Origin of the sequence: uncultured Pelagimonas sp. (genome assembly GCF_947498515.1) — a bacterium.
GTDB lineage: Bacteria > Pseudomonadota > Alphaproteobacteria > Rhodobacterales > Rhodobacteraceae > Pelagimonas.
In genome coordinates, this window is record NZ_CANMKO010000001.1 from 514,534 (window position 1) to 540,430 (window position 25,897).

Below are 25,897 nucleotides of genomic sequence, written 5' to 3' on the forward strand. Positions count from 1 at the left end.
GGACTGATGGAACTGACAGCACGCGAAGATATCGAAGCACCCCTTGACCGGGTTTTTGCGGAAATCACCGATTTCGAAGGGATCGAACGGCAAGTTCTGCGCCGTGGGATTGACGTGCAGCGCACCAATGATCCGGGCGAAGTGGCCGAAGGGCTCAGCTGGGAAGCCGGTTTCAAGTTCCGCGGCAAGACCCGTACCGCCGCGATTGAACTGGCGCAATATAGCGCGCCGGAACAGATGGTTTTTGACAGCGTATCGGGCGGGCTTGAGGCGCGCACAACTGTTGATCTGGTAGCGCTGTCGAGGTCGCGTACGCGGATCGGTGTGACAACTGAATTTGTCCCTAAAACTTTGTCGGCGCGTTTGTTGGTTCAATCGCTGAAACTGGCCAAAGGTGGGCTGGACAAGCGCTTCAAAACCCGGATGGCGCATTTGGCCAAAGATTTGGAAAACCGTCTCAAAGGGTAACGCCAAAAAGTTTTGCAAAACTTTTGCAAATTCCATGCATGGAATTTGGGTGTGGGGCCCGCGATGTCATGGGCCCCAAGGCCGTTTTAATAGTGGCACACGGCGTTTGCGGTTTGCAACACCACACCGGGGTGATCGGGCAGGCGCAAAAACGTCACCCGCCGGTTTTCAGCCGCTTTGGGGTTGTACTCGTCCTTAAGCACATGCTCTCCAAACCCCACCGGGTATAGCGGCAATTGCACATAGCTTAGTTCGAGCGCTTCGGTCACGGAGGCGGCGCGGCGCAGGGACAAATCACAGTTATAGCCCGCCGATCCCACCGCATCCGTATGACCAATCACAGCATAGGGCGTGCCCGCTAGGGCCGGGTCCTGCAACGCCTGAACCAGTTGCGTCAGCTTGCCAAGTTGGTCGGCGCGGATGTGGTCGCTGTTATAATCAAACTCAATCGAAATCGCGACCGAAGGCAGCGCCACTTTGCCATCCGGATAGGCCGGATCGGGGCTATGGGTTTTTGGCGCGGTATGGTCCGCCGCTTTGTACGGGTCTTTCACCGGTGGCGCATCATAGACCGGTGGTTTGGCCGGCGGCTCGGTACTAATCGCAACCTTGTGATCGTTCAAATCCAGAACCAACGTTTCATATTGCGGGGCAACGGCGCTTTCGAATTGAACACCGTCTTCGCTCCGCCCGACGTTCGAACAATTGGCGGCCGAGGCATCAAACATACAGCGCGCCAAGGGGTTGGTTGGTTTGGGTTTCATCATCGGAACGGCGTTATCCGCACCGGGTATGAAAATCTCTCCGCTTTGGGCCTGTGCCGGTGTTGGGGCCACCAAAGGCAGCCCCACACCAAAACCAAGACACAGGGCGGAGGTTGTGAGGAACTTCAACATCTCCGAACTCCTTGTTAATGGGCGGTCACAACAACCGAGATCTGTGATTTCACGATCTTGGGGTTGTGGTCGCTAACGCCGCGGTAATCGACACCGGCAACATTGTGTTTGTCCTCGCTACCATCGTCACCAAGATCAAGCGCCAGAACTTCGTTCACCACGGTCGCGTATTGATCTTTGCTCAGCGGCTTGTGATCGGCGGCACAGGACACTTTCGACGTGTCGCGGGTGTGCAGGTCAATCGCGTCATGCCCGCCGTTACAGATCGCGAGAATGGTTTCCAGCCCCTGATGCGTGGTTTTCAACGTGCCACGTGGTGGGAAGACATATTGCGAGCCACCCTTGATCACGATGTCATCCAATCCGGGGAAGGGGTACAAGACACAGCTCTGGTGACGATCATCAATCGAGATGAGGGTCAGGCGGCAATCGTGACGCGGTTCGATAAAGACTTTCAAACCCTCACCCACGGTATATGTCGGCTTGTCGGTATAAACCGTCAGATGTGACTGGCTTGGCACCGAATGGGCCACCGGATCATGCGGTTTGTGATCGGGCTTGGCCACATCTGCATAGGTGGTGATCGGCGTGTCTTTCTTGGCCGGAGGGGCCGCATAGACCGAGCCATGATCCGCCGCAGGTGGCGCGTATGGTGTGTCTTTGACCACGGCGGCAACCGAGGCGGTTAGGTTGGCCGGGGCCTTGTGATCGTTGATGATCGGGCGGTAATCCGTCAACTTCTCCATCAAGGCCGGATAGGCGGCGGTCCATTCGTCCCGCGCAATCGGTGATTGCTCAAGCCGGGTCATTAGACTGGCGAATTGATGTCCGACAAAGGGCATCCGCTTGCGCAACGCGTCTTCGGTCATGCCAAGTTCGTTGGCAGCCTGTTGGAGATCAACGAAATGATCAACGTGATAGACAAACAACCCGCGGATCGGCTCTAGCCCACCAGCAGTGGTTTCAGGGTCAATCCCGGCCGAGCGCAATGTCTCAAAAAACGCCTGCTCGTCCTTTTTGAACCACTCCTGAACAACGTCATTGCCCGGATAGATCGCGTCGATGGTTTGACGTGAACTAGGGGACAGGGACAAGTTGTTGATCGCCACATCGCGAACCGAGTCATCGTTGTAGCGAATACCCTTGGAGTGGCAGGAAATGCAGCTGATGCCATTCACAACTTCGCCGGTGCCGTCGGAATAATCATCATCGCGCACGATGCTGGTTGGGCCAACATCCAAGCGGACGCCTTTTTCGGTATTGAGATAATAGGCATGGAACCCATTGGGCAGGGTAAAGATCGACTCGCCGCCATCATGGGTAAAGGCAAGCTCTTCGCCATAGACTTCCTTGGGACCAAGCGGGTATTCAAAGAAGCTTTGCCGCCCCTTTGAACCAGCAAAGTCATAGGACGTCCAAAAGAACCCGGTGCCAAGGGCATGGCGTTCGATCAGACGGTTGTTGGTGCTGACACCTGAATTCTGGAACCCGGCACGCACCACCTGTTCGTTGGCGATGTTCTTGACCATGCTGAGGCCCAATAGGCTTTCCAATCCCTGAACCGTGTCCGGCAGGCCAAGCAGGTCGTAGTAAAGCGGCGACACTGAGGCGGTTGAGGCAAACCAATCGGCGCGAATGATCGGCACCTCGGTTTTGGCCATGTGCTTAAGCGGGTTGAGATAGGGGTCTGTTTCGCTTGTGTACCCATAGGGATAGATGGTTTCGAGCCGGTGCCATTTGGCATGATCCCAATCGATCTCCGGCAGGTATATCCGCATCAACACGCCGTGCTCGTCCACCTTTTCCCAATTATAGGGTTCGGGGTTCCAGCTCAGTGCATTGATCAATTTGATCGTCGCCTGACGGTAGGCTTCGTAGTTCTCTGGGCTGACATCCTTGTCGTTATACAAGGGGCGGAGCGAGATATAGCGGATGCGGTCACGGCGATTTGTTGGCTGCTTTTGCAAATCATCATGGGCCAAGCGGTGCAGATCTTCGAGCGACACAAACGCCTTTTCGGCAATATTGTCATCAAGCTCGTCGATCCAGAGTTTCAACACCTCAAGCTCTTCTTCCTTGGGGGTGCAATCGGGGGACCAACAATTGTCGGGCATCGGAGGCGAGCCACCGGCAATCACCTGATAGAGCTTGGATTTTGTATGATCGCCAAGCGACACAAATTTCGGATCTTGGGCCAAACGGCGCATGTCCAAGACATGCCCAAACCCGGATTTTGACTTGGCTAAACCGTCGTTCAAAGCGCCATCCTGATGGCACCCGGCACAGTATTTATCCAACACCTGATAGGCGGCTTCTTCGGCCGGGGTGGCATCCATAGGTAGGGCAGGAGCCCCGGTTTCATCTTGGGCCCAGGCGGGGGCGGCCAATAATGCCGCCGTTGCCAAGTAACTGGCCGTCAACAGAACATTGCGTTTCATATCATTTCTCCTGCTACCGAAGCTGGTGGCTGATTAATGGGTCGAGTTAATTACAACTGATGGAAAGGTACTTTTTCGAGGACCAACCGCGCACACCGGCACGTCCGGCATAGGGAGAGCGGCATTGCCCCGAGATACATTGGATGCGGGCCCAATTGCCGCTTTGGGCAACCACGCGCACATTGTCCCCCAGATAGACCTCAGAGACTTTGCGCCCCTTGGTCGAGGGTTTGGAGCGCACGGCAAGAAAGCCCGCGCCGGTAGAGGCGTTATAGTTCGAGACCGGGCGCAAACCACGCACTGTGGCCCGACATTGACGCACATAGGGTTGGGTGGCCGTCAAAAGCGGGGTGTAAACCCAACCCTTTTGGCCACTCGGCAAAATCACGTTTGACCATTTGCCCGAGCTGCCAACAACCTGAAGGCGGGTGCCGGGATCAATCTCGGTGAAATAGGCATATTGCGTACCGGGACCGGGGCGCACATTTAGGCCGCCATCCTTGTTGTTGGCCACATACATGATGCGGTTGCTGGGTTTGGGCGTCTGGATCGGCGCTTGGGCACCGCCACCTTGCCAAAGAACTTCGGCGACATAGCGACGGCCCGAGGAACAATAGCTATCCCCGGGGATGGCCCCTTGGGATTTCAACTGATTGATTTCCCAGTCAGAACTGGATTTGGAGACCGTTTTGACGGTGATCCCGTAATAGCCGTTGGTGGATTGGAAAATCCGCACACCCGAGCGACCGGGGAACCATTGTTTGGCAAAGCTGACGGCTTCGGAGATCGAACTGCGCGACGCGGTGACGATGTAGCATTTGCTTGACGATAGGCGGTAGTTGCCGCGCACGGTGTTATAGCTGCCACCCCCATTGGCGGGCGGTGGCGTAACAACCGGGGTTTCCAGATAGGTGATCCGGTCAAGCACCACTTGGCCAATACAGGATGTGTTGCTGCCACAGGCATCGCGGGTCGAGGTGCGCCATGTCGCCTGCTGACGCGCAGTGCTGCGGCCCGATTGGGTGTTATAGGCGCGCGACAGGCGCTCATCCAAACCGGCCAGATAAGCATCGCCACAAATGGCGGCTTCGGTCGGGGTTAGATGCGAGGCGCTGCACCATGGGCGCAAATAAGTGACGGGCACCGGATCAACCGGTTTGGGCTCAATCGGCGCTGGCGTGATGGGCGGTGTGACCTCGGCGCTTTTGCATTGGTGATTGATAAAGCTTTGGGCAAACGGCGCGAATTTATGCCCCTGACATTGTTCGACATAGGCGCGATAGGCAAAGCATTCGCCGTATCCCTTGGCCTCGGTATAAAGCGCATCACATAGCGCCCCGGCCTCATCCTGATCTGGGGTTGGCGGTGTCTCGTCTTTGGGCGGCGTGCCCGTTGGCGGCGTCACCTCAGGCGGGGTTGGATCAACCGGCGTGGCATCGTCTTGCGTGGTCAAAGCCGCCTCAAGTATTTGAGAGCGTTCAATGATCTCAGACATCGGAATGGCAAAGTTAACACTGTCGCGTTTTGATCCCGCATGATGAAGCCCGACAACCATCTGCAACGACGCATCAATCACCGGTGAGCCGGAGTTGCCCGGCAGGGTATCGCAGGTATGCAGCAAGCGGTTGTTAGACAGGGCGGGGTTGTTGGCCTTGCATTTTTCACGGCTGATGCGCTGGGCCTCACCCATCGGGTGGCCAATCACCCAATAAGGATCGCCATCATGGGGCGTGGCCGCGGCGAGTTTGAGCATGCCATACTCGGCGCTCGGGTCACCAAGAACCTCAAGTAACGCATAATCAAGGTCTTCATGCGCCTCAACTGGTGTTGGGCTGACGGTGAATTTCCGGGTGCCTTCTTCGACGCCTTGTTGGGTGTAGCCGGCCACAAATTGTACCGCGTCAATCCGGGTCGCCCCGGCGCGTTCATTGTCCAAAATACCGGGCACACAGTGGTAATTGGTGAGAATGTGTTTTTTGTCGACGATAAAGGCGGTGCAGGGAAAAATGCCCTTGTCGGTCAGAATATCCAACCGCCCCACCGAATGGCCGATCTTGGCAAAAATACTTGCCGGGGAATAGTTGCGGATGCTCTCGTTGTTGTAATCGCCAACCGACAATTCAAATTCGATGTCACCGGCGCTGGCGGATTGCTTGCGGTTCAGGACGATATTGCCGAAATCGCCACGATCAAACCCAACGATGTCTTGCGCAAGGGCCGGGGCCTGTGGGCTAAGCCCAGCGATCAATGCAATGGCAGCGACAAAATTGCGCACGGGAACATCCTCTCAAAAAAGCCTTTTCGGGCAAGTGCTTTGATGATTGGTCAGACGGGGCAAATGAGTCAACGAAGGAAAACCTGACCCTAGGGTACCTGTTTGTGACAAGACGCCGTTTTGAGGGTCAGGAATTCATGGCTTGGGCGCGGCTTGGGCGTGGTTTGGGTTTAGCTGGCTTGGTCTTTTTCAACCGGGCCACCCTGTGCTTCCCACGTGGAAAAACCCTCGCGTAGATGGGCAACCTCAAAGCCCATATCGTTCAAAGTCGCCGCGCTTAGCGCCGAGCGCCAACCAGAGGCACAATGCAAGACATAGGTTTTGTCCTGTCCAAAAACCTCTTTAAAATAGGGGCTATCCGGATCGACCCAGAATTCCAACATCCCGCGCGGCGCATGAAACGCACCGGGGATATAGCCGCTGCGCTGACGTTCACGCACATCACGAATATCAACAATGACGACGTTAGGATCATCGACCAACGCGATCAGATCGGGCGTTTCATATTCGGTGATCCGCGCCCGCGCGGCGGCAACCATATTGGCGGCGGTGGTTTTAAGTTTGCGCATGGAATATTCCTTGTTTTTGGCCGCTTGGGCTATAGGACACGAGACAAAAACGCCTTGGTTCGTTCTTCTTGTGGGGATTCAAAGATCTGTTCCGGCGTCCCGTCTTCGAGAATGCGCCCCTGATCAAGAAAGCACACTTTGTCGGCCAACTCTCGGGCAAAGCCCATTTCATGGGTGGCCAAAACCATGGTCATGCCTTGGGCGCGCAGGTCGCGCAAAACATCGAGCACCTCGCCAACCAACTCCGGATCAAGCGCGGAGGTGATTTCGTCAAACAGCATGATTTCAGGCCGCATCGCTAAGGCTCGTATGATCGCGACACGTTGCTGTTGACCGCCCGAGAGCTGATCAGGGTAGTGCAACATCCGATCGGCAAGGCCAAAGCGCGCGAACATCTCTTCGATTTCGGGGCGCAGTACGGATTTGGATTTTCCGGTGATCCGGCGCGGCGCCAAAATCGCATTATCAAGTGCGGTCATATGCGGAAACAGGTTGTAGCTTTGAAAGACCATACCAATGCGTTGGCGCACCGGCTGTGGGTCTTTACCCGGTTCTGAAATGTCATCGCCGTCAAGCAAGATGCGCCCATCATCTATCGGTTCCAATAGGTTCATACAGCGCAGCAAGGTCGATTTTCCAGAACCCGACGCGCCGATCAAACAGACCATATCGCCCTGTGAAATGGTCAAATCAATGCCGCGAATAACCGGGTTGTCGCCAAAGGCTTTTTGCACGTTTTCAAGGACAAGATCGGCCATTAGCTACGCGCCTTGGATTGTTTGTTCATCAGGTAATCCGCATAGCGAGTAGCGGGGATGGTCAGCGCCAAAAAGATCAGCGCCGCCCCGACATAGGGGGTAAAATTAGCCATCAGGGATTTGTAGACCCCGGCTTGGCGGAAAATCTCAACCGGGCCGATAAAGCTAAGCAGTGCCACGTCTTTTTGCAGGGCGATGAATAGGTTCATATTGGCCGGAACCACTCGGCGCACGGCCTGGGGCAGGATGACAAAGCGCATCGCGTCGCCCCCCGATAGGCCAAGGGATAGGGCGGCGTTACGCTGGCTGTCGTGGATGGACTCAATGCCCGAGCGGATCACCTCGGCCACATAGGCGGAATAGACGAGGACCAGCGCCAAAGACCCCCAGATATAAGGGGAATTCCAAGGGCGCGGCAGGCCGAGACCGGGAATACCAAAGCCAATTAGATAGATTACCAGTATGACAGGCAGGCCACGGAAAATATCGGTATAGGCGATGGCGAAAAGCCGGAGCGGATAGAAGGCGGGATTGCGCAGGTCGCGAGCGATGGCCACGGCCAAGCCAAGCGCGGCAATCAGAGGCGCGCACCAAAGGAAAATTGCCACATCCATGACAAAGGCTTCGAGCAGGCCGGGAAAGGTTTTGGCAAACACCGCGCCGTTGAAAAAGCTGCGTTTGACGTTTTCCCAACCGGGGGTCAGCGGGATCAAAAGGATGATGGCGGCAAAAACGGCGATAGTCGAAATCGCGGCAATGGTATTGGCGCGTTTGCGCTGTCGGGCCTCGAAAATCTGGCGACGGGTTTGTTGGGGCATGCAAGTCCGGGAGTTGAGGAGCAGCGCCCAAAACGGACGCTGCTGAAAAAGTTGACAGCTGTCAACTTCGTTAAGTTTCAGTAAGTTAGATTAACAATCCCTTACTTGATCAGAGGCACGCCGGTGGTGGCCTGCATCCATTCCGCCTCGATCTCAGCGAGCTTGCCGCTCTCGCTCAACGATGTAATGGCCGCGTCAACGCATTCCTTGAGGGCCGAGCCTTCTTCCATCAACATGCCGAACTGATCGGGGTTCTCGCTGCGATCCGCAGGGAACTGCCCCAGCAATGCGCCGTCGTTCAAAACCACCGCCGACAGGTAAAGCGCCGTAGGCAAGTCAAACAGGGCGGCGTCGATCTGACCGGCCTGCATCGCGGCGGTGACGTCGGCGTTGTCATCATACAAAAGCGGGTCTTTTTCCGGCGCGATCAGGTCTTGGAGCATCGGGACCGCCGTGGTGTTGGCATCCGCGCCCCAGATCAGCGATTTGAGCGAGGAAACTTCGGCCATTGCGCCACCATCAACCACGGATTTGGTGGTCAGAACCGCCATGGCGGAAGTGTAGTACGGCACGGAAAAATCGACCATTTCCTCACGCTCGGGTGTGATCGAAAACTGTTGCATGTTGATGTCGAAGTCTTTGGCACCGGGTTGAATCGCCTGATCAAAGCTTGTGCGGACCCATGTGACGGCATCCGCGCCAAAGCCCATCTCGGCGGCAACGGCATAGGCCACAGCGGCTTCGAACCCTTTGCCGCTTTCGGGGGCATCATCCATAACCCACGGGTAATAGGCCGGGTTGCCAGTGGCGACGGTCAACACCCCATCGGTCAGGGTTTTGCCAGTGGCGCAGGTATCGGCATAGGCGGTGGTGGCCAGCATCATTGCGGCGGCGGTTGTCCAGAATTTCATGATCATCCCTCACTGTTGTGCTGGATGCAGTTGACCGCTCCGCCCCGACAATGTCCAGAGTATAGGCACGGGAAAACACCCCCGCCGGGGGTGTTTTTGACCAATTGGTTAGAGCTTGTGCTGCCTTGGGGGCGCTTAGCTCGGCCGCAACCCAAGGATGTTGCGCGCTTGGCGCCACGTGGCAACGGGGCGCTCGTATTTTTCGCAAAGGTCGGCGGCGCGGGCCACAAGTGCGGCATTAGACGGGGCAAGCGTTTGGCCATCAAGGCGGATGTTGTCCTCAAGCCCGGTGCGGGTATGGCCGCCCGCGGCGATGGCCCATTCGTTGACCACAATCTGACCGGCCCCAACCCCGGCGGCACACCATTGCGCGTCAGGCGCAAGGCGGTTCATGGTTTTGACGTAGTAATCAAACACATCGCGATCGACGGGCATGGCGTTTTTCACACCCATGACAAATTGCACATACAGTTTGCCGGGGATGTCACCCTTTTGTTTGCGCGCCACGGCCTGATGGATATGGCTAAGGTCAAAGGCTTCGATTTCGGGCATGACCTCGTATTTGCGCATCTCGGACGCGAGCCAATCGACAAGATCGGGCGGGTTTTCATAAACGCGGGTCGGAAAGTTGTTGGACCCAACCGAGAGGGACGCCATGTCGGGGCGCAGGGGCAACATGCCGCCGCGTTCCGTCCCGGCGCCCGAGCGGCCACCGGTCGACAGTTGCACAATCATGCCGGGGCAGTGTTTCTGGATGCCTTCCATCAGGAGACCAAAGCGGTCCGGGTCACTTGTCGGGGTGCCGTCATCTAGGCGTACATGGCAATGGGCGATGCTGGCCCCGGCCTCAAACGCCGCTTGCGTGCTTTCGATCTGTTCCGGTATGGTAATCGGCACCGCCGGGTTGTTTTCCTTGCGCGGGACCGACCCGGTGATCGCCACGCAGATGATACATGGCTGGGTCATGGGGGGCTGGGTCATGGGGGCCTCAGATGTCAAAAAACACGGTTTCGCCGTCACCTTGGACGCGAATGTCGAAACGGTAAATGATTTTGCCGTCCTGTACGGTCCGTTTGGCAATCAGCGTCGCACGGCGGTTTTCCCATTCGATGACATTAAGCACCGGATCGGCGGCATTCGCCTCAGCTTCGTCGTCGAAATAGAGCCGTGTGTTGAGGCCCAAATTGATGCCCCGCGCCACGACCCATAGATTGATATGGGGCGCTTGGGTGGTGCCATTGCGGCCCGGAACTGGGCCCGGTTTGACGGTGTCAAAGCTCCATTCTCCGGTCTCAAACTCTGTGATGACACGGCCAAACCCGCGAAACCCGTCCTCGACCTCTCCGTCGCTTTCGGGATGGGCATAGACGCCATCGGCGTTTGCCTGCCACGCTTCGAGCAACACGTCCTTGATCGGGGAACCAGTGCCGTCAATCACGATGCCCTGAACCGTGATCCGTTCGCCCGCCGCCTTGGGACCGGCGATGTCTTTACCAAGTTCTTGGTCATAGATGTCAAAACCCGCCGCGCCGGGGGCGAGGCCAATATGCACGTAAGGACCGGCGGTTTGGGACGGGGTCTCTTTTAGATAGCTAAGGTCTTGGGCCATGATCAGTTCCCCTCCAGACGGTTTTCAAACAGGGTGGAGCGGCGACCACGCAGCACGATGTCGAACTTGTAGGCGATTGAATCCAAAGGGATTGTCGCATTCATGTCAAGTGCGGCTGTCACAGCCTGGACCCCATCTGGATCGGGAATTGTTTGAACAATCGGGCATTTGGCAATCAGAGGATCGCCCTCAAAATAGCATTGGGTGATGAGGCGTTGGGTAAAGCCCGAGCCAAAGATCGAGACGTGGATATGCGCCGGGCGCCAGTCGTTCACCCAGTTGCGCCACGGATAGGCACCGGGTTTGACCGTGCGGAAAAAGTAGTAGCCGTTTTCATCGGTTAGCGTCCGCCCACAGCCGCCAAAATTGGGGTCAATCGGGGCAAGATAGGTGTCTTTCTTGTGGCGATACCGGCCACCGGCGTTGGCCTGCCAAATCTCAACCATGGTGTTTGGCACAGGACGGGCGTTTTCGTCCAAAACGCGGCCGTGCAAGATGATGCGTTCGCCAATCGGGCTTTGGCCATCGGCGGCGTAGTTGCGGATCAGGTCGTTGTCGATGGGCGAAATATCGGAATGGCCAAAGCGCGGCCCGGTGATTTCGGACACGGTGTTTTCAAGGCTGATCGCAGCGAAATTTGGTGACCGCGTGACGCTGGTTTTGTAATCCGGCGTCAGGGCAGGGGCATGGCGTTGGCGATCACGCTGGTAGTATTCTGCGGGTTTCATACGGTGTCCCCTTGTTCCATTTCGGCATAGGTTGCTTTGGCCAGTTTCAACGCGTGATTGGCGCGCGGCACCCCGGCGTAGATTGCCACGTGTTGAAAGGCTTCTAACACATCAGTTTTGCTGGCCCCAGTGCGGGCGGTGGCGCGGATATGCATGGGGATTTCGTCGAAATTCCCCAAGGCCGCCAAAAGCGCCAAGGTGAGCATTGAGCGGTCGCGGTCGGAGATGCCATCGCTTGCCCATACTGTGCCCCAAGCACCTTTGGTGATCAGGTCCTGAAAGGGGGCATCAAAATCGGTTTTGGCGGCTTCGGCGCGATCAACATGGGCATCACCCAAAATTTTGCGACGCACCTGCATGCCGGTTTCGGTATCTGTCATGAGTAATTCCTTTAATACGGCAAGCCGACGTAGTTTTGCGCCAAAACCATTTGCGCCTCGCGATTGCTGCGCAAAAATTCGATTTCGGCCCGCTGCATCTTGAGGTCAAACCCGGATTGTTCGGGAAAGCGGTGCAAAAGATTGGTCATCCACCAACTGAACCGCTCGGCTTTCCAAATGCGGGCAAGGGCGCGTTCCGAATAGGTATCAAGCCCGGTGGCATCCCCATTGCTATAGAATTGTCTAAGCCCTTCAAAGAGATAGTGAATGTCGCTTGCTGCGGTGTTCAACCCCTTGGCCCCGGTGGGCGGGACAATATGGGCGGCGTCCCCACAAAGGAACAGCCGACCCCAACGCATAGGTTCGGTGACAAAGCTGCGTAACGGGGCGATGGATTTTTCAATCGACGGACCAGTAACAAGTTTATCGGCCATCTCTGCCGGGATACGGCGTTTAAGTTCATCCCAAAACGCCTCATCGCTCCAATCTTCGGGGCTGTCGGTAAGCGAGCACTGAATGTAGTAGCGGCTGAGATTATCATTTCGCATCGAACACAGCGCAAAACCGCGATCAGAATTGGCGTAAATGAGTTCCTCGTGAACCGGTGGGGTTTCGGACAAAATCCCAAGCCAGCCAAAGGGATAGACCTTTTCATAGTCGTTGCGAATGGTTTCGGGGATGGTCTTGCGGCTAACCCCGTGGAACCCATCACACCCGGCGACATAGTCGCAATCAAGGCGCTGTTGATTGCCCTCAACGTCGTAGGTCACATAGGGCGTGTCGTTGTCGGCACCGTGGATCTGGACATTTTCGGCATTAAAAACCGTCTGAGCGCCGCTGGCCTCACGCGCATCATAGAGATCGCGGGTAAGCTCGGTCTGGCCGTAGACAACCACATGTTGCCCGGTCAACTCTTTGAAATTGATCTCAAATTGCACATCGCCGCTGGAAATGACTGTGCCGTCATGGACAAAGCTTTCGCGATCCATCCGCTCGGACACACCGGCGCGGCGCATCAGATCAACCAGCCCGGTTTCCAAGATGCCCGCGCGAATGCGGCCAAGCACATAGTCGCGGGTTTTGCGTTCCAAAACAACGGCATCGATGCCTTGTTTGTGCAACAGCTGCCCCAATAGCAGGCCGGACGGCCCGCCGCCAATGATCGCCACTTGTGTTTTCATAGCTCCCCCTATGATGGCGACTGTGATTGACCCGAATGAATAAGTAAAATGACTTGTTAGGTGAAATACATGTCGATTTGGGTAAGTAACTTGGGTGGTAACGGCTCGGGTGGTGGCGGAGATACCTTTACCCCCGAGAAGTTTATGCGCTAACAGGCAGGCAACGAAAAAACGCCAAAGGATGCCTGTGATGAAGATCGCCCTTGTCGGAATTGGAAAGATCGCGCGGGACCAGCACGTGCCAAGCATTGCGGCCAGCCCGGATTGGGAGTTGGCGGCAACCTGTTCGCGTGCCGGAAGTGTCGACGGCGTTCCGGCCTATACCGATCTAGATGAGATGCTAACGGCGCATCCCGACATCAAAGTGGTATCGATGTGCATGCCACCGGTGCCGCGGTTTGAGTTTGCCCGCAAAGCGATTGCGGCGGGGCGGCATGTGATGCTGGAAAAACCGCCCGGTGCGACGCTTTCGGAATGTCATGCCTTGGAAGACTTGGCGCGCAAGGCCGGTGTGTCGCTGTTCGCCACATGGCATTCACGCGACGGCGCGCGGGTGTCGGCGGCGCGCGATTGGTTGGCCGACAAAGAGATCACCAAAACCCATATCACTTGGCGCGAAGATGTGCGCAAATGGCACCCCGGTCAGGATTGGGTGTTTGACCCCGGTGGGATGGGCGTTTTTGACCCCGGCATCAATGCGCTTTCTGTGATGACGAAAATCCTACCTGCGCCGGTGCATTTACTTAGCGCAGAGTTAGAGTTCCCCGCCAACCGTCAAACCCCAATCGCGGCACAGCTGCAATTCACCGGGTCCACAACGGCGGATTTTGATTGGCGTCAAGAAGGGCCGCAAACCTGGGATGTTGAGGTCTGGACCAATGCTGGCAAGCTGCACCTGACCCATGGCGGGGAACATATGACCGTGGACGATAAAGAGGCGGGTGATGATCCGGCGGTGGTTGGGGAATACCCAAGCCTCTACGCGCAAATGGCCGAACTGGTGGCCACAGGTGGCGCCGACATGGATTTGTCGCCACTGCGCCATGTGGCCGATGCGTTTATGTTGGGCAAACGCGTACAGGTTGATGCGTTTGAGTGGTAAACCCCGTTTGCGTCGCGCAATGTCGTAAAGCTGTTAGAGCGCGCGTCTAAGGTTTGGCCGAAATGGGCCAAACCACGGGGGCGACATGAAATTTATCCACCTGTCTGATATCCATTTGGGGGCACCGGGCGCGTTGATTGAGGGGCTGGACCCCTATGAACGGTTGGCGCGCGCCTTTGGTCATATGGCGGAACATCACGCGGATGCGGCGCGTTTGGTGATCACCGGTGACTTGACCCATCATGCCAACCCGGACGCTTATGCGGCCCTGCGCGATGCGATCAAGATCTTGCCGATGCCCGTGCGCCTTATGGTCGGGAACCATGATGAGCGCGGGGCGTTTTTTAGCGCTTTTCCCGATCATCCGCGTGATGAAAACGGGTTTGTGAACTATGCCGAAGATGTGTTGGGAACGCGGTTTATCTATTGCGATACGGCGCTGCCCCAATCCCATGCCGGGGCATTTTGCGAGCAAAGGCGCGCGTGGCTGGCGACACAATTGGCAATGTCGGAAACCGCCCTTTTGTTTTTCCATCACAATATATTGGATGTGGGCGACCCTTGCACCGACGTGTTGTCCCTGAACAAGGAAGATCAGGCCGTGCTGCGCGCCCTTCTTACGGCGCACAAACACAAAATCGGACATCTCTTTTTCGGACATGTGCATGCGTCGCTATGCGGGACGATGGCGGGCATTCCGTTCTCTGGCGTTGCATCAACCTTGCACCAGACCATTCCTTCTTTGGCCCCGTCTATGGAGTCACCCTCGGGGCCGTTGGAGCCATCTTACCGGGTGGTGTTGGTGCGCGGAGAAGATGTTGTTATCCACCAAATCCCCTTTGCTTATGACGGTGAGGTGACCTGGCATGGCAATGATTGGGAGGATTGGGCCTAGCCCGCAAGCCGAGGGGGTTGATCCGGATCAACGCGGCAAGACGACAATGGTGCGACCCTATGCGCGTGACCTGTGCGGGGTGGTTCCATGGCTGATGTTGCCGCAACCAGTGCCGAAGTGGTGTTTCAGACCGAGGCGCTGACCAAGATTTACAAAACCGGAGATGTCGAGGTTCGCGCTCTGGATGGGGTGGATTTGCAACTTTACGCTGCGGAATTGGCGGTGTTGCTTGGGCCGTCTGGCTCGGGGAAATCGACGCTTTTGAACATATTGGGCGGCTTGGATCACCCGTCGGGCGGACAATTCTGGTTTCGCGGGCGCGAGTTAACCGGGGCCAGCGACCGCCAACTAACACGCTATCGGCGCGAACACGTCGGCTTTGTGTTTCAGTTCTACAATCTGGTGCCGAGCCTGACAGCCCGCGAAAATGTCCAGCTTGTGACAGATGTGGCCAAATCCCCGATGACTCCGGCCGAGGCGCTTGATCTTGTGGGGTTGAGCCACCGGATGGACCATTTCCCGGCCCAGATGTCGGGCGGTGAACAACAACGCGTGGCGATTGCCCGCGCCATCGCAAAACGCCCCGAAGTCTTGTTGTGTGACGAACCCACCGGCGCGCTGGATAGCAAAACCGGCACGCAGGTTTTGGAAACGCTCCGACAGGTGAACGAAGAGTTTGGAACCACAACGGTGGTGATCACCCACAACGCCGCTATTCAACAAATGGCCCATCGGGTGATCCGTTTTGCGGACGGCAATATCGCCAGTGTTGAGGTCAACGATACACGTATTTCCCCGGCGGAGATCGAGTGGTGATCTATGCAAGCGCTTGATATCAAATTGCTTCGGGATTTTCGCCGGCTTTGGCTTCAGGGGGCGGCGATTGCCTTGGTTTTGGCGGCAGGGGTGGCGGTTATTTTGATGTCGGTCGGGATGAGCCGGGCGCTAAACGACACCCGCACTGCCTATTACGATCAAAACCGATTTGCGCATGTGTTTGCCTCGGCGCGGCGTGCCCCAGAGAGTTTACTGAGTGAACTCCGCGCCATTCCCGGTGTTGCCGAAATCGAAGCGCAGGTGCGCAACTATGCGGTTTTGGACATTCCGGGCCGGGCCAAACCGGCCACTGGATTGCTAATTTCGCGGCCCGAAGACGGGATGCCCCGGCTCAACGTGCCGCTGTTGCGCAGCGGACGTTGGCCGTTGGCAGCAGGAGAGGTTGTCGTCAACGAACCGTTTGCCACGGCCAATGGTTTTGAACTGGGTGACCCGTTTTCCGTCAACCTGAACGGGCGCAAACAGGTCTTGACCATCACCGGCACGGCTCTGTCACCGGAATTTATCTATACGATTGGCCCCGGCGCATTAATTCCGCAGAACGAAACCTTTGGGATTTTGTGGCTCCCGGCGGAGGTCATGGATGCTGCGTTTGGAATGACCGGGGCGTTTAACACAGTGGCGTTGACCGTGTTGCCGCGCGTCTCGGTCGAACCGATCAAGGATCAGGTCAAGCTTTTGCTTGATCCCTATGGCGCGACAACGCCACTTGGCCGTGATCTCCAACAATCCAACGCCTTTTTGGACGCTGAGATCACCCAGCTTGAAGTGCTGGCCTATGTATTGCCGCCCGTGTTCCTTGGGATCACCGTGTTTTTGGTCAACATGGTCATGGGCCGGATCGTGCAATTAGAACGCTCTGAGATCGGCCTGCTCAAGGCGGTGGGCTACACCGATTACGAGATTTGTTTGCATTATCTGATGTTGGCCGGGTTGATTGCTTTGATCGGGGTTGGTGTCGGATGGATTGCCGGGACGTGGTTGGCGCATAGCATGGCGCAAATCTATGCAAAATATTACGACTTTCCGTTTCTGGTCTTTGGCGTGCCGTGGTCGGTCTATGCGTGGTCGGCGGTTTTGGGGTTGGCAGCGACGTCGGTTGGGGCGCTGCGCAGTGCGCTGGGCGCGGCGCGATTGGCCCCGGCGGTTGCCATGTCGCCCCCCGCGCCACCGCGATACAAACGCAATTTGATGGATCGGATCGTCGCGTATTTGCGCCTGTCACAACCGAGCCGGATGATCCTGCGAAGCCTGATGCGATGGCCCCTGCGCGCCAGTATGACCATGTTCGGCATGTCCTTAGCGGTGTCGGTGCTTGTGGCGTCCAACTTCTTTCCCGACTCCATGGATGAGATCATCGATACCGGGTTTTACCAATCCAACCGTCAGGACGTGTTGTTGTTGTTTGACCCCGATGTGCCCTTGGCGGCGATGGAGGAGGTGGCGCGCCTTCCCGACGTGTTGCAGGTCGAGCCCCAACAATACCAGCCTGTAACGCTGTCCCGTGGCTCACATGAAAAACAGGTTAGCCTATCGTCGATGCCAAACGGGGCCGATCTGGCGCGGATCGTTGACGGAGACGGCAATATCATCACGCCTGATCCCTTTGGAGTGCTTCTTTCGGATCGCTTGGCGAAATCCTTGCGGGCCGAGGTCGGCGATATGGTGCAGGTCCGATTTGAAAGCGGACGGCGCGAGGTCTTTGACCTTCCGGTGTCGGGGGTGATCACCCAGTATTTCGGCCTTGCCGCTTATGTTGATTTGAACGCGCTGAACCGGCTTTTACGTCAATCCGATCGCGCCACGAGCATCAACGTGACGCTGGCAAACCCCGATGCCGCCGATGAATTCGAAACCCGGATCAAGGATTTCCCACGCCTTGTTGGCACCATCAATATGACCGAAAACCGCAAAAGCTTTCTTGAAACGCTGTCGAGCAATATTTTGGTGATGACAACGGTTTACGCCATTCTGGGCACCATCATCACCGTCGGCGTTGCCTATAATGCCACGCGGGTGCAATTGTCGGAACGGGCACGCGAATTGGCCAGCCTACGCATCCTTGGCTTTAGTCAGGGCGAGGTGGCCTATATTTTGGCGGGTGAGGTGCTTTTGCTGGCGTTGATCGCGCAACCGGTTGGGTGGATGATTGGGGCGCTGATTGCCCGCGCCATGACCGAGGGGTTTTCCTCTGATCTCTACTCCATGCCTTTGGTTTTGACCGGGGCGACCTATGCCAAAGCCAGCCTGATAGTGTTGGCGGCGGCGTCGGGGTCGGTGGCGCTTGTGGCACTCCGTTTGACCCGTCTTGATTTAATTTCTGTTATGAAAACAAGGGAATGACACGATGACACTCTCCTTGCGAACTGTTGGCTTGTCGGCTTTGGGGCTGGCGATCGTGGCTGGGTTAATGTCGACGGCTTTTGGCACCGATCCGATTGCGGTTGATATGGCCCGGCTGGATCGAGGCGATCTAAGTGTGACGGTGAACGCCGAAGGCAAAACCCGGATACGCGACATTTACGAGGTCGCCGCCCCTATTGGCGGCACGGTGCAACGCTTGCCGGTCGAGATTGGCGATGCTGTGATCGCCGATGAAACCATTGTTGCGCAAATCGTGCCTGCCGCGCCGCCTTTGTTGGATGCGCGCTCCCGTGCCCAGGCCGAAGCCGTCTTGCATGAGGCGCAAGCGTCGGTCGAATTTGCCAGATCAGAGCAGGCCAGCACCAAGGCCGTCGAGGATTACGCGCAAACGCAAATGGAGCGAGCCGAGGCCTTGGTGAATAGCGGCACGGCCTCCCTGACCCATCTTGAGGACGCGGGGCAAAAACTGGCGGTGGCGCAGGCATTGCATGCCTCGGCCAAGGCGCGGTTGGAGATGTCGCTGGCGACGGTGGATCGCGCGCGGGCAGCGCTTGAAGAGCCGGATTTGGTGGAGGCAAACAGTGACTGCTGTCTGCCGATCCTGTCGCCCGCCGATGGGGTTGTGGTGGCGATCAACGGCAATAGCGAACGCCCCGTTCAGGCGGGCGCGCCATTGTTAAGCGTCGGCGATCCGCACGATTTGGAAATTGTCGTTGATCTGTTGTCCTCCGAAGCGACCCGGCTTTCGGCTGGGGCTCCGGCACGGATCGAACGTTGGGGTGGGGCGGCGCTTGAGGCGCGGTTAAAACTGATCGAGCCTGCGGCGCGGACGGTAGTGTCGGCGCTGGGCATCGAAGAACAGCGGGTGGATGCAGTGTTGGATTTCACATCGCCATCGGCGGATTGGGCGGGTTTGGGCGAGGCATTTGCCGTGTTTGTACGTATCGTAGAATGGCACAGCGCCGATGTTCTGTTGATCCCGTTGTCAGCGGTTTTTCAACGGGATGGTCAATGGTTTACCTATCAAAACCAAGGCGGATTCGCCCAAGAGGTTGCCATTGAGCTTGGCCGTCGTGATGGTCGCCACGCCGAGGTTTTGAGCGGAATTGACGTCGGGGATGAGGTGGTAATGCACCCACCGGACTCGGTCATTGACGGTGCAGAGATCGTTCAGCGCCAGCAATCGTGAAACGCGAATTGATACACCCGGGTGTGACACTTTGTGCGACACTTGGGACAGGCCATGATTCGATCCACGGAAGGGTGATTCGTGCCTCTGTTCGGCATTTTCCCGAATTTTCGCCTGTGTTCGCAGCGCGGCACAACGAACTTGGACCAAGCGCAGAGCCAAACGTGTAGCAATAATAGATCAATTTTCACCCACACCCGGCGGTGACCTGTTGACCGATAGGGTTTCGTTTCACACTATCGTCGTATCACCGGCCTAAAAGGCGGGACGAGATAATAGGGAGGAAATTGAAAATGATGCATGTCCAAGGGATGACTTTGCGTTCTGTTGCGGCGGGTTCTGTATCTGCTATGGCGATGCTGGTTGCGGGCGCTGTTTCTGCGGCTGAGATCGATCTGATGATTTCGGACGTTGATGGCAAAGCGGGTTTGGTCAAGGAATTGGCCGAGCGTTACCAAGCCGACAACCCCGATACCAAGATCACCATCAACGCGGTTGGCTACAACGTGATCCGCGAACAGCTTGCGGTTCAGCTCGAAGCAGGCAGCGGCCCTGATCTTGCTTTCGTCACCAATTTGGGTGGTCTGAACCCGTTCTATGTTGACCTGACCCCGCATGTTGATGCCGCCGAATGGGAAGCCAACTATGGCGCGGTTCTGCCGTGGTATCGCGCGGGCGCACCGGATGGTATCTTTGGGTTCCACACCGAAATGACCGTCACCGGCCCCTACGTCAACCTGACCATGTTCGAAGAAGCCGAGGTCGAGGTGCCGGCGGCGGGCGCAACTTGGGAAGAGTGGGCGGACGCCGCCCAACAGGTGATGGACAACACCGGGTCTTATGCCGGTATGGTTATGGACCGCTCTGGCCACCGCATGGCCGGTCCGGCGATGTCCTATGGCGCGGCCTACTTTAGCGCAGATGGGAAATTGGTCGCCGATGACGGGTTCAAAGCCTTCTCGCAGCTGATGATCGATTGGCACAAATCCGGCCTGATGCCGCCTGATGTTTGGCCCGCTGTGTCCGGTGCGAAATACGCCAACGGCAACGAAATGTTCTTCAACTCGGATGTGCCTTTCTACATGTCCGGCTCTTGGAACACCGGCAACGTGCAGTCCAACGTTGGTGACAAATTCGACTGGACCGTGGCCCCCGTGCCATGTGGCCCAGCGGGGTGTGGCGTGATGCCGGGTGGGTCCGGTCTTGTGGCGTTCAAATCGGGTGACGCAGCCCAAGAAGAAGCCGCCGCCAAGTTTGTCGCTTGGATGGGAAGCACCGACATTGCGCGCGAATGGTATTCCAAAACCTACGCAATCCCGGCGCATGCGGGGCTTCAGGCCGAAGGTCTTGACTACATCGGCAACGGTGCAAGCCAAGCCGTGTCTGATGGTCTCGCGGCCTTCACAGGTATGGCGGCCAAAGCCGCAGCCGAGACGCCGCAGGCCTATCAACTGCAGGGCAGCCCCAAAGGGTTCGTGATGTATAACGCCACGGTGCAATACATCGGTGCCGCGCTGAATGATGAGCTGTCACTGGATGAGGCTATGGCCAAAATTCAAGAAGAGCTTGACACCAACGCCAACCAGTAAGGCGCAATGAAATGGGGCGGGTGCCTATGCGGTGCCCGCCCTTTTGCCCCCCACAAGGGGCGTTTTGATCGGGACGTTTCATGACACCTGCAGGCTTCACAGTTGCCTTCGCCGCCCTATTCTGGGGGCTTGGCGGGGCAATCTGGCTCCTTATGCGGCGACGCTATACGCATCGCCAGATACCGCAATTCTTTATGGATCTACTGGGCTTTCCGGTGGAATTGGCCCAAAGCCTGTTTGGACGAGCCGGGGTGCCTTACGCCCTGTTGCTCCCAAACATGTTGATCTTTGGCTTTTTCACCTTCTTGCCGATGATCCTAAACTTTTACGTCTCGTTCACTGGCGGCGCGTCGATCTCGCTTTTTGATCGCCCTTGGGTTGGTTGGGAAAAATACGCAGACATCTTTAACTGCGAAAACTTCCTGTCGCCGAAATCCTGTTCGAACCCCGGCTATAACTTCTGGACCGGCATGTTCAACACCCTGTGGTTTGTGTTGATTCAAGTGCCAATTCTATGCGTTGCAGCACTGATCACCGCTTTGGTTGTGAACCAAAACATCAAAGGCCGCGGTTTTTGGCGGGCGATGTTCTTTTACCCCGTGATGCTTTCTCCGGTTGTGATTGCCAACATCTGGAACTGGGTTTTGCACCGCAAGGGGGCACTAAACGCCAGCATCGGCGAGGCGCGCGATGCCATGACCGGTCTAGCGGGGCTAAGCGGCTTTGACATGGTCGCCACGGTGATATTTGCGGTGATCCTGTTGATCGTCTCCGAACGGTCTTTGCGCTCAAACGATGGGCCATCGGCGTCTTGGACGGCGGTGTTTGGGGCACTGATCGCAATGCTTGTCTATTGGTCGCAACCCCTTAGCCTGCTTGGTTTGCCTGGCTCTGGCTGGCTTGGTCTCGTTATGGCTGCGGGGCTGTATTGGGCGGTGTCTACCGAACAAAGCTTTGCTCGCATGGCGATTATCGGGGCGGGTATCTTGGCCGTCATCATGTTGTTGATGATCCAATTTGATGCCGTCTTTAGCTTTGGCCGCTATCGTCCGATCAATTGGCTGGTGACGCCGAAAACCGGTTGGCCGTTCTTCTGGCTGGTGTTTGTTTTCTGTTGGAGCCACATGGGCTTTTATATGCTGATCCTTTTGGCGGGTCTTCAGGCCATTCCGCGTGATCTCTATGAGGCCGCCAAGATGGACGCGACCAAACCGTTCCGGGCGTTTTACCGCATCACCCTGCCATTGGTCATGCCAACCCTGACCGTGGTTTTGGTCCTGTCGCTGATCCGAAGCTTCCAAATCTTTGATGAGGTCTATCTGCTAACGGGCGGTGGTCCGGGTCGTGAAACATTCATGGTCGTGCAAAACATCTACGAAGTCGCATTTTCGAACGATCACCCCGACTATGGCCAAGCCGCTGCAGGCTCGATCCTGATGGCGATTGTCATCGCGGTCTTCACCTTCTTCCAGCTCTGGCTAACCCGGAGGCAATCAGACCTATGAGCCGTTTAGCAACATTTCTGACTCGCACCGCCGGAACAAAAGATAAGGCCGATAGTTTCACGATCCAAGATTTCTTGGCCTATGCTTATCTGTTTGTCGGGGTTCTGGTGATCCTTGTTCCGGTGCTCTGGACTTTCTTCAGCTCAATCAAATCCGACACGGCGGTCGAAAGCTTTGACACCCGTCTGATGCCAATGGATCAGATCAGCCAAATGGTTGACGGCGTCGGCGAAAAAGACGTTTGGGTGTATACGGCCGAAGATGGCCGCACCCAGTTGGTCTTTAAGGCAGGCCCAACCCGCAAGCTAACCGATGTCGCGCCGGTGGATGACCCCGAGGCAGTGTTTCAAGTCCCACGCAAAAGCCTAACCCCGCATGAGGATATTCGTGTTGCGGTGGAAAACTACCTTGATCCGATCCTGAAACGGAACGGACAGGATAATTTCCACTTTTTCACCTATCTCTACAACTCGGTCTTTGTGACGGTGATTGCGACGCTGATCACGCTTTTGATCAACGCCATGGCGGCCTTTGCCCTGTCGAAATACCGGTTTCGGGGTCGTCTGACCTTTACGATCTTGATCGTCGCAACGCTCCTGATCCCAAGCTCAATCATCCTAGTATCGCTGTTCTTTGTGGTCTGGAGTTTCGGTATTTTCGGCTCGCTTTGGGGGGTGATTATTCCCGCCGCCGCGACGCCAACCGGAGTGTTCTTGTTGCGGCAATACATGCTGACCATTCCCGACGAATTGCTCGAAGCGGCGCGTATGGATGCGGCTTCGGAATGGCGTATTTTCTGGCGGATCATCATTCCGCTCTCGCTCCCGGCATTGTCGGTTCTGGCGATCCTCTCGGTCATTTGGCGGTGGAATGATTTCCTCTGGCCGCTGATCGTGCTGATCTCGGACCCGGCCGCGCATACGTTGCAATTGGGGCTGACCCAATTCGCCGGCGAGTTTGACACCAACTTCCACTATATTCTCGCCATGACTGTGGTGACGCTGATCCCGATCACGCTTGTGTTCGTATGGCTTCAACGCTTCATCACCACCGGCATTGCTACGACAGGTCTGAAATGAACGACAAACCCAACTCAAACAAAACGAGGGCACTTCAGCTTTCAGACATCCGCAAAAGCTTTGGCGAAGTTGATGTCATTCACGGCATCGATCTGGAAATCGAAGAAGGTGAATTCATCGTCTTTGTTGGCCCGTCGGGTTGCGGTAAATCCACCTTGCTGCGTTTGATAGCGGGTCTTGATGATCCGACATCCGGCGACATCAATCTGAATGGCAAACGCGTCAACAACGTGCCCGCGTCTGAACGTGGGCTGAGCATGGTGTTCCAAAGCTACGCGCTTTATCCGCATATGACCGTGGGGCAAAACCTGTCATTTGGGTTGGAAAACCTGCGGATGGACCGCGCCGAGATCGACAAGCGCATCAATGATGCGGCCAAGCTTTTGCAGATCGATCATCTGCTCGGGCGTCGCCCCGGTCAGCTTTCGGGGGGCCAACGCCAGCGGGTTGCCATTGGCCGCGCCATTGTGCGCGAACCGGTGATTTTCTTGTTTGACGAACCGCTCTCGAACCTTGATGCCGAGCTGCGCTTGCAAATGCGGGTCGAGATTTCGGACCTGCATGCCAAGCTCAAAAACACCATGATCTATGTGACCCATGATCAGATTGAAGCCATGACAATGGCCGACCGCATTGTGGTGTTGCGCGGTGGCAATATCGAACAGGTTGGCCGCCCGCTGGATCTTTATAACCATCCCAAGAACAAGTTTGTGGCGGGTTTCCTTGGTGCGCCGCAGATGAACTTCCTCGAAGGAACATTGGACGGAAATGTCATGTCCTTGAATTGTGGCATGGTGCGTGATGTTCCATTGGCACAGCCGGGCAAAGGGGCCGTCACGCTGGGCATTCGCCCCGAAAACATTCATGTCGATTTGGGTGGTAAAGGCGATGAAACCGTGACGGTTCAGAACTTTGAACAGTTGGGCGCGGTGACCTATATCTATGCGACATTCGCCAATGGCGACACGCTAACGGTTCAGCATGCCCATCAAATTCCGCTACAAAAGGGCCAAGAGCTTGGGGTGAGTTTCCCAACCGAAAGCTTCCACTTGTTTGGCGAAGATGGCGCGTCGATGGAGCTTGCGCGATGAAGGCCGCTTTGATCGGCCTTGGGATGGTGACGCGCACCTTTGGAGACGCGATCCGCAACTCGGACGCCGTCGAATTATCTTATGTCTATGCGCGCTCGGCCGAAAGCCGGGCGCGTTTCCTTGCTGAATGGCCGGACTTGGGCGCGGTTGAGGCCACGTCGGTGGCCGAAATCGCCGCCTCGGATGTGGATTTCGTTTTGCTCACCACACCTCCCAATGCACGCGCCGAGATTGTCAAAGAATTGGTGGCCGCGGGCAAACCTATCTTAATGGAAAAACCGGTGGAGCGCACGTTGGAAGGCGCGACAAAACTGGTCGAAATCTGCGAGGCGGCTGGCGTGCCATTGGGCATCATGCTGCAACATCGCGCCCGGCCCGTGGTGGATGATTTGCGCAAATTGCTGCCTGAACTTGGTGCGCTGCGTATGGCCGAGGTCAACGTGCCGTGGTGGCGCCCGCAGGCCTATTACGACGAACCGGGGCGTGGGTCTTATGCGCGTGACGGCGGCGGGGTGATGATTTCGCAGGCGATCCACACGATGGATTTGATGCTGTCCCTCACCAGCCCGGTGACCGAGGTCACGGCGATGACAGCCACTACCGATTTCCACGATATGGAGTCCGAGGATTTCATCTGTGCCGGGATGCGGTTTGAAAATGGCGCGGTGGGGCAATTGTTTGCCACGACCTCAAGCTTTCCGGGCAAGGGCGAAACGATCACGCTGCATTTTGCCGCCGGATCAGTGCACCTTGAGGCCGGGTTACTTGAGATCAACTGGCAAGATGGCCGATCAGAAACCGTGGGGCAGGCGGCCTCGTCCGGGGCAGGGGCCGATCCGATGGCCTTTACCAGCGATTGGCACCGCTTTGTGATCGAGGATTTCGCCGAAAGCCTGACGCAAAAGCGCGCGCCATTGGTCCCGGGACGCACCGCGCTCGAGGTGCACCGTTTGATCACAGCGCTTGAAGCGTCGGGCAAATCGGGCACAACTGTTCAGGTGGAGCGATAAGGAACGCGCCCGACCTGTAGGGCGTTTTCGACCCCAGAGACATGGATTGCGCGGGCCAACACCACAACGGTGCCGTCAGTCACTAGGTTGCAATCGCGCCCACCGGGGGGAGGTCGGGCGCGGCCCGGTCTAAGGCCGGGCGACAGTTGCACATTTCCCCAACGAATTTGAGGCCTGCATCTGCAGGTGGGAGAGGACAAAACAC

Annotated in this window: 24 protein-coding genes; 11 read left to right on the plus strand and 13 right to left on the minus strand. The window is 56.8% G+C overall.

What is annotated here, in order from left to right:
- Positions 1-6: 6 nt before the first annotated feature.
- Positions 7-468 (plus strand): SRPBCC family protein, encoded by a 462-nt coding sequence (locus tag Q1A43_RS02665; protein ID WP_299920799.1) that lies wholly within the window; start codon positions 7-9, stop codon positions 466-468.
- Positions 469-554: 86 nt separating this feature from the next.
- Here Q1A43_RS02665 and Q1A43_RS02670 read toward each other — a convergent pair whose 3' ends face one another.
- The 12 genes from Q1A43_RS02670 to pobA form a co-directional block, all read right to left on the minus strand.
- Complete coding sequence (locus tag Q1A43_RS02670) at positions 555-1,364, minus strand: OmpA family protein (RefSeq protein WP_299932239.1); 810 nt, start codon at positions 1,362-1,364, stop codon at positions 555-557.
- 14 nt (positions 1,365-1,378) lie between these two features.
- Complete coding sequence (locus Q1A43_RS02675; protein WP_299932242.1) at positions 1,379-3,802, minus strand: DUF4384 domain-containing protein; 2,424 nt, start codon at positions 3,800-3,802, stop codon at positions 1,379-1,381.
- A 46-nt stretch (positions 3,803-3,848) separates the two neighbouring features.
- Entirely contained in the window at positions 3,849-6,077 is a 2,229-nt protein-coding gene (locus tag Q1A43_RS02680) for a trypsin-like peptidase domain-containing protein (protein WP_299932245.1), read from the minus strand.
- Positions 6,078-6,247: 170 nt separating this feature from the next.
- A complete protein-coding gene (locus Q1A43_RS02685; protein ID WP_299932248.1) occupies positions 6,248-6,646 on the minus strand; it encodes a rhodanese-like domain-containing protein in 399 nt (132 codons plus the stop codon).
- A gap of 29 nt (positions 6,647-6,675) precedes the next feature.
- Positions 6,676-7,404 (minus strand): amino acid ABC transporter ATP-binding protein, encoded by a 729-nt coding sequence (locus tag Q1A43_RS02690; RefSeq protein ID WP_299932251.1) that lies wholly within the window; start codon positions 7,402-7,404, stop codon positions 6,676-6,678.
- Positions 7,404-8,222 carry an amino acid ABC transporter permease gene (locus Q1A43_RS02695; RefSeq protein WP_299932254.1) on the minus strand — a complete coding sequence of 273 codons (819 nt, stop codon included), beginning with the start codon at positions 8,220-8,222 and terminating at the stop codon, positions 7,404-7,406. Before Q1A43_RS02695 ends, Q1A43_RS02690 begins: the two co-directional genes overlap by 1 nt.
- Positions 8,223-8,323: 101 nt before the next feature.
- Positions 8,324-9,133: an ABC transporter substrate-binding protein gene (locus Q1A43_RS02700; protein ID WP_299932257.1), complete on the minus strand. Its 810-nt coding sequence runs from the start codon at positions 9,131-9,133 to the stop codon at positions 8,324-8,326.
- Positions 9,134-9,268: 135 nt separating this feature from the next.
- The gene (locus Q1A43_RS02705) at positions 9,269-10,099 is read right to left on the minus strand and encodes a 3-keto-5-aminohexanoate cleavage protein (RefSeq protein WP_299932545.1); all 831 of its coding nucleotides are present in this window, start codon (positions 10,097-10,099) and stop codon (positions 9,269-9,271) included.
- Between the two features lie 22 nt (positions 10,100-10,121).
- Positions 10,122-10,742, minus strand: a complete 621-nt coding sequence (pcaG, locus tag Q1A43_RS02710; protein WP_299932260.1) for a protocatechuate 3,4-dioxygenase subunit alpha — start codon at positions 10,740-10,742, stop codon at positions 10,122-10,124.
- Positions 10,743-10,744: 2 nt separating this feature from the next.
- Positions 10,745-11,470 carry a protocatechuate 3,4-dioxygenase subunit beta gene (pcaH, locus tag Q1A43_RS02715; RefSeq protein ID WP_299932263.1) on the minus strand — a complete coding sequence of 242 codons (726 nt, stop codon included), beginning with the start codon at positions 11,468-11,470 and terminating at the stop codon, positions 10,745-10,747.
- A complete protein-coding gene (pcaC, locus tag Q1A43_RS02720) occupies positions 11,467-11,850 on the minus strand; it encodes a 4-carboxymuconolactone decarboxylase (RefSeq protein ID WP_299920775.1) in 384 nt (127 codons plus the stop codon). The genes pcaH and pcaC overlap by 4 nt, the downstream gene beginning before the upstream one ends.
- An 11-nt stretch (positions 11,851-11,861) precedes the next feature.
- Positions 11,862-13,031, minus strand: a complete 1,170-nt coding sequence (gene pobA, locus Q1A43_RS02725; RefSeq protein WP_299932266.1) for a 4-hydroxybenzoate 3-monooxygenase — start codon at positions 13,029-13,031, stop codon at positions 11,862-11,864.
- A 190-nt stretch (positions 13,032-13,221) separates the two neighbouring features.
- Here pobA and Q1A43_RS02730 point away from each other — a divergent pair, with 190 nt between their 5' ends.
- The 10 genes from Q1A43_RS02730 (at position 13,222) to Q1A43_RS02775 (ending at position 25,692) form a co-directional block, all read left to right on the plus strand.
- Positions 13,222-14,133 (plus strand): Gfo/Idh/MocA family oxidoreductase, encoded by a 912-nt coding sequence (locus Q1A43_RS02730; RefSeq protein ID WP_299932268.1) that lies wholly within the window; start codon positions 13,222-13,224, stop codon positions 14,131-14,133.
- Positions 14,134-14,218: 85 nt separating this feature from the next.
- Positions 14,219-15,028 carry a metallophosphoesterase gene (locus Q1A43_RS02735; protein ID WP_299932270.1) on the plus strand — a complete coding sequence of 270 codons (810 nt, stop codon included), beginning with the start codon at positions 14,219-14,221 and terminating at the stop codon, positions 15,026-15,028.
- An 87-nt stretch (positions 15,029-15,115) separates the two neighbouring features.
- A complete protein-coding gene (locus tag Q1A43_RS02740; RefSeq protein ID WP_299932272.1) occupies positions 15,116-15,844 on the plus strand; it encodes an ABC transporter ATP-binding protein in 729 nt (242 codons plus the stop codon).
- A 3-nt stretch (positions 15,845-15,847) separates the two neighbouring features.
- On the plus strand, positions 15,848-18,208 hold the full coding sequence (locus Q1A43_RS02745; protein ID WP_299932274.1) for an FtsX-like permease family protein: 2,361 nt from the start codon (positions 15,848-15,850) through the stop codon (positions 18,206-18,208).
- 4 nt (positions 18,209-18,212) lie between these two features.
- On the plus strand, positions 18,213-19,418 hold the full coding sequence (locus Q1A43_RS02750; RefSeq protein ID WP_299932276.1) for an HlyD family efflux transporter periplasmic adaptor subunit: 1,206 nt from the start codon (positions 18,213-18,215) through the stop codon (positions 19,416-19,418).
- Between the two features lie 293 nt (positions 19,419-19,711).
- Entirely contained in the window at positions 19,712-21,007 is a 1,296-nt protein-coding gene (locus tag Q1A43_RS02755) for an ABC transporter substrate-binding protein (protein ID WP_299932279.1), read from the plus strand.
- 80 nt (positions 21,008-21,087) lie between these two features.
- Positions 21,088-22,512: a carbohydrate ABC transporter permease gene (locus Q1A43_RS02760; RefSeq protein WP_299932282.1), complete on the plus strand. Its 1,425-nt coding sequence runs from the start codon at positions 21,088-21,090 to the stop codon at positions 22,510-22,512.
- On the plus strand, positions 22,509-23,591 hold the full coding sequence (locus Q1A43_RS02765) for a carbohydrate ABC transporter permease (RefSeq protein WP_299932285.1): 1,083 nt from the start codon (positions 22,509-22,511) through the stop codon (positions 23,589-23,591). Before Q1A43_RS02760 ends, Q1A43_RS02765 begins: the two co-directional genes overlap by 4 nt.
- On the plus strand, positions 23,588-24,682 hold the full coding sequence (locus Q1A43_RS02770; RefSeq protein WP_299920749.1) for an ABC transporter ATP-binding protein: 1,095 nt from the start codon (positions 23,588-23,590) through the stop codon (positions 24,680-24,682). The genes Q1A43_RS02765 and Q1A43_RS02770 overlap by 4 nt, the downstream gene beginning before the upstream one ends.
- Positions 24,679-25,692 (plus strand): Gfo/Idh/MocA family oxidoreductase, encoded by a 1,014-nt coding sequence (locus Q1A43_RS02775; RefSeq protein WP_299932288.1) that lies wholly within the window; start codon positions 24,679-24,681, stop codon positions 25,690-25,692. The genes Q1A43_RS02770 and Q1A43_RS02775 overlap by 4 nt, the downstream gene beginning before the upstream one ends.
- Here Q1A43_RS02775 and Q1A43_RS02780 read toward each other — a convergent pair.
- On the minus strand, positions 25,677-25,844 hold the full coding sequence (locus Q1A43_RS02780; protein WP_299932291.1) for a hypothetical protein: 168 nt from the start codon (positions 25,842-25,844) through the stop codon (positions 25,677-25,679). The genes Q1A43_RS02775 and Q1A43_RS02780 overlap by 16 nt on opposite strands.
- Between the last annotated feature and the right edge of the window lie 53 nt (positions 25,845-25,897).

What these genes read in the sequence shown, in the direction of transcription:
- Q1A43_RS02700 (WP_299932257.1), bottom strand. Translation starts at nt 9,133, where the DNA reads ATGAAATTCTGGACAACCGCCGCCGCAATGATGCTGGCCACCACCGCC.
- Q1A43_RS02765 (WP_299932285.1), top strand. Translation starts at nt 22,509, where the DNA reads ATGAGCCGTTTAGCAACATTTCTGACTCGCACCGCCGGAACAAAAGAT.
- Q1A43_RS02745 (WP_299932274.1), top strand. Translation starts at nt 15,848, where the DNA reads ATGCAAGCGCTTGATATCAAATTGCTTCGGGATTTTCGCCGGCTTTGG.
- Q1A43_RS02670 (WP_299932239.1), bottom strand. Translation starts at nt 1,364, where the DNA reads ATGTTGAAGTTCCTCACAACCTCCGCCCTGTGTCTTGGTTTTGGTGTG.
- Q1A43_RS02695 (WP_299932254.1), bottom strand. Translation starts at nt 8,222, where the DNA reads ATGCCCCAACAAACCCGTCGCCAGATTTTCGAGGCCCGACAGCGCAAA.
- pcaH (WP_299932263.1), bottom strand. Translation starts at nt 11,470, where the DNA reads ATGAAACCCGCAGAATACTACCAGCGTGATCGCCAACGCCATGCCCCT.
- Q1A43_RS02685 (WP_299932248.1), bottom strand. Translation starts at nt 6,646, where the DNA reads ATGCGCAAACTTAAAACCACCGCCGCCAATATGGTTGCCGCCGCGCGG.
- pcaG (WP_299932260.1), bottom strand. Translation starts at nt 10,742, where the DNA reads ATGGCCCAAGACCTTAGCTATCTAAAAGAGACCCCGTCCCAAACCGCC.
- Q1A43_RS02675 (WP_299932242.1), bottom strand. Translation starts at nt 3,802, where the DNA reads ATGAAACGCAATGTTCTGTTGACGGCCAGTTACTTGGCAACGGCGGCA.
- Q1A43_RS02760 (WP_299932282.1), top strand. Translation starts at nt 21,088, where the DNA reads ATGACACCTGCAGGCTTCACAGTTGCCTTCGCCGCCCTATTCTGGGGG.
- Q1A43_RS02735 (WP_299932270.1), top strand. Translation starts at nt 14,219, where the DNA reads ATGAAATTTATCCACCTGTCTGATATCCATTTGGGGGCACCGGGCGCG.
- Q1A43_RS02730 (WP_299932268.1), top strand. Translation starts at nt 13,222, where the DNA reads ATGAAGATCGCCCTTGTCGGAATTGGAAAGATCGCGCGGGACCAGCAC.
- Q1A43_RS02770 (WP_299920749.1), top strand. Translation starts at nt 23,588, where the DNA reads ATGAACGACAAACCCAACTCAAACAAAACGAGGGCACTTCAGCTTTCA.
- Q1A43_RS02690 (WP_299932251.1), bottom strand. Translation starts at nt 7,404, where the DNA reads ATGGCCGATCTTGTCCTTGAAAACGTGCAAAAAGCCTTTGGCGACAAC.
- Q1A43_RS02775 (WP_299932288.1), top strand. Translation starts at nt 24,679, where the DNA reads ATGAAGGCCGCTTTGATCGGCCTTGGGATGGTGACGCGCACCTTTGGA.
- pcaC (WP_299920775.1), bottom strand. Translation starts at nt 11,850, where the DNA reads ATGACAGATACCGAAACCGGCATGCAGGTGCGTCGCAAAATTTTGGGT.
- Q1A43_RS02705 (WP_299932545.1), bottom strand. Translation starts at nt 10,099, where the DNA reads ATGACCCAGCCATGTATCATCTGCGTGGCGATCACCGGGTCGGTCCCG.
- Q1A43_RS02665 (WP_299920799.1), top strand. Translation starts at nt 7, where the DNA reads ATGGAACTGACAGCACGCGAAGATATCGAAGCACCCCTTGACCGGGTT.
- pobA (WP_299932266.1), bottom strand. Translation starts at nt 13,031, where the DNA reads ATGAAAACACAAGTGGCGATCATTGGCGGCGGGCCGTCCGGCCTGCTA.
- Q1A43_RS02740 (WP_299932272.1), top strand. Translation starts at nt 15,116, where the DNA reads ATGGCTGATGTTGCCGCAACCAGTGCCGAAGTGGTGTTTCAGACCGAG.
- Q1A43_RS02755 (WP_299932279.1), top strand. Translation starts at nt 19,712, where the DNA reads ATGATGCATGTCCAAGGGATGACTTTGCGTTCTGTTGCGGCGGGTTCT.
- Q1A43_RS02750 (WP_299932276.1), top strand. Translation starts at nt 18,213, where the DNA reads ATGACACTCTCCTTGCGAACTGTTGGCTTGTCGGCTTTGGGGCTGGCG.